The 2,931-nt window shown below is 31.7% G+C and carries 2 protein-coding genes; both read left to right on the top strand.

Annotated elements, in window-relative coordinates:
- The first annotated feature begins 105 nt into the window (after nt 1-105).
- Entirely contained in the window at nt 106-1,698 is a 1,593-nt protein-coding gene (locus ACH2BO_RS09920) for a S8 family peptidase (protein WP_395044586.1), read from the top strand.
- An 83-nt stretch (nt 1,699-1,781) separates the two neighbouring features.
- Nucleotides 1,782-2,931, top strand: a 1,150-nt coding sequence (locus ACH2BO_RS09915) for a M1 family metallopeptidase (protein WP_395044585.1), incomplete at its 3' end; no start/stop codon positions are given.

The raw sequence follows: 2,931 nt of genomic DNA, 5'->3' as shown, positions 1-2,931 counted from the left end.
TAAAAGAAGTTTTTACTTGTAAAGATATCTTAATCTAATGTTAATCATTTTTAATTTGTAACAAAACCCAATACTTTTAGACCAATTTTTAAAAAAATTATAATTATGAGATCAATAAAACCAATTTTTATTTCAACTTTAATAGCAATTGCACTGTCAAGTTGTAACTCGGCTATTGCTCCAATAATGAGCACCAATCCTGCTAATATTGACAAGCAACCATTAAAAACATCACCAATAAAAGAAACCGATTTGCAACGTTGGAGTCATTTAGATTTAGCCAAAGATACCATTCCTGGAATGAGTGTTGATAAAGCTTATGCCCAATTATTAAAAGGTAAAAAAGGAACAACAGTAATTGTTGGCGTAATAGATTCTGGTGTAGATATTGACCACGAAGATTTAAAAGGAAAAATTTGGACCAACAAAAAAGAAATTGCTGGAAACAAAATTGACGATGACAAAAACGGTTATGTAGATGACATTCACGGATGGAATTTTCTAGGCGAAGCTACAGATGAAAATCTAGAATTAACTAGAATAGTAAAAAAAGGAGATGATGGAAGTGAAACCTACAGAAGAGCAAAAGCAGAATTAGACGAAAAATTGGCTGGGATGATGCAACAAAAACCTCAAGTTGATATGATTGATAAAGCTGATAAAGACATTAAAAAATACTTGAAAAAAGAAATTTATACTATTGAAGATTTAAAGAAAATTTCAACTACTGATGCTGAGTTAACTAAAAGTAAAACCATCATGACAAGCATTGCAACTCAAGCTGGAGTTGGTTTTCAAGATGAAATAAAATCGTATGTAGATTATATTTACGGACAAGTAAATTACAATTTAAATGTGAATTTTAGCGGTAGAAAAACTGGCGATAATCCAGAAAATATGGACAGTAAATTCTACGGAAACGGAAACGTAAAAGGTCCAGATGTAGCTGATGCTGAACATGGAACACACGTTTCTGGAATTATTGCACAACTTCGAGGAAACAATAAAGGTGGCGATGGTGTTGCTACAAATGTTATAATTTTACCAGTAAGAGCTGTTCCAAATGGTGATGAATATGATAAAGATATCGCTTTGGCAATTCGTTACGCTGTAGATAATGGTGCAAAAGTAATAAACGGAAGTTTTGGAAAAGATTATTCACCACACACACAATGGGTTTATGATGCAATAAAATATGCCGAAAGTAAAGACGTATTAATAGTTCACGCTGCAGGAAACGATTCTAAAAATATTGATGTTGCACCTAATTTTCCAACAGATGAAAAAAATGGTGTAGAACTTTCTGATAATTTAATTACAATTGGAGCATTAAATTTTGAATATGGTTCTAAACTAGTTGCCGATTTTTCTAATTTTGGTTCTAATAATGTAGACGTGTTTTCGCCTGGTGTTAAAATTTATGCAACTGTTCCAAACATGAAATATAAATATGAAAACGGAACATCAATGGCTGCACCAAATGCTGCTGGAGTTGCTGCATTAATTCGTTCGTATTATCCAACATTAACAGCATCGCAAGTAAAACATATTTTAATGGATTCTGGAACAGCAATTTCTACTGAAGTTATTTTGGGCGAAGAAAAAGCCAAAGCAACTTTTACAAGCGCTTCTAAATCTGGTAAAATTGTAAATGCCTACAATGCATTATTAATGGCTGAGGAAATGAGTAAAAAATAAGATTCTAATTAATTTAATCAAAATTCACAAATTTTATCAGCAATTTGATTAAAATTTGTGAATTTTATTTTATGCAAACTATTATGAAAAAAATATTCCTATTTCTTATCCTAACTTCTGCAACTGCATTTTCTCAAAGCACTTTTTACTGGCAACAAAAAGTAGATTATAAAATAAATGTTGTTATGGATGTAAAAACCTATCAATATAAAGGAACGCAAGAATTGGTTTATACCAATAATTCTCAAGATACTTTAAAAAAGGTTTTTTATCATTTGTACAACAATGCGTTTCAACCACGAAGTGAAATGGATATGCGTTTGCAAAATGTAAAAGATCCTGACGGTAGAATGGTTGACAAAATAAAAGTTGACGATAAAACTACAAGAAACGAAAGTAGAATTGCCAAGTTAAAACCTAACGAAATTGGTTATTTACATGTTTCTAATTTTAAACAAGATGGAGTTTCTACAACAGTAAAAGAAATTGAAACTATACTAGAAGTTACTTTGTCTAAGCCAATTCTTCCTGGAACATCTACTGTTTTTAGTTTAGATTTTAATGGTCAAGTTCCAATTCAAATTCGTCGTTCTGGTAGAAATAATAAAGAAGGAATTGAACTTTCTATGAGTCAATGGTATCCAAAAATGGCAGAATTTGACTTTGAAGGTTGGCACGCAGAACAATATGTTGCAAGAGAATTTCACGGAGTTTGGGGAAATTTTGATGTAAAAATAACTATCGATAAAAATTATATTTTGGGTTCTACTGGTTATTTACAAAATCCAAATGAAATTGGCTACAACTATCAAGATAGCGGAATTATTGTAAAAACACCAAAGAAACAAAAAACGCTTACTTGGCATTTTGTAGCACCAAATGTGCACGATTTTACTTGGGCTGCAGATAAAAATTATATTCACGATGTAGTGCAAGTTCCAAATGGTGCAACGCTTCATTTTTTATATAAAAATAATCCGAAAATTATAGAAAACTGGAAAAAAGCACAACCAATTACGGTAAAAACAATGGAGTTTTACAATAAAATTGTAGGCATTTATCCTTACAAACAGTATTCTGTAATTCAAGGTGGCGATGGCGGAATGGAATATGCAATGTGTACCTTGATCCTTGGCGAGGGAACTTTTGATGGTTTGCAAGGAGTTATTGCACACGAAATGGCGCACTCTTGGTTTCAACATATTTTGGCATCAAACGAAAGTAAATATGGTT

Source organism: Flavobacterium sp. (assembly GCF_043773265.1).
In the GTDB taxonomy this organism is placed as follows: domain Bacteria; phylum Bacteroidota; class Bacteroidia; order Flavobacteriales; family Flavobacteriaceae; genus Flavobacterium.
This window is presented reverse-complemented; position numbering and strand designations above follow the sequence as displayed.

What these genes read in the sequence shown, in the direction of transcription:
- ACH2BO_RS09920 (WP_395044586.1), top strand. Translation starts at nt 106, where the DNA reads ATGAGATCAATAAAACCAATTTTTATTTCAACTTTAATAGCAATTGCA.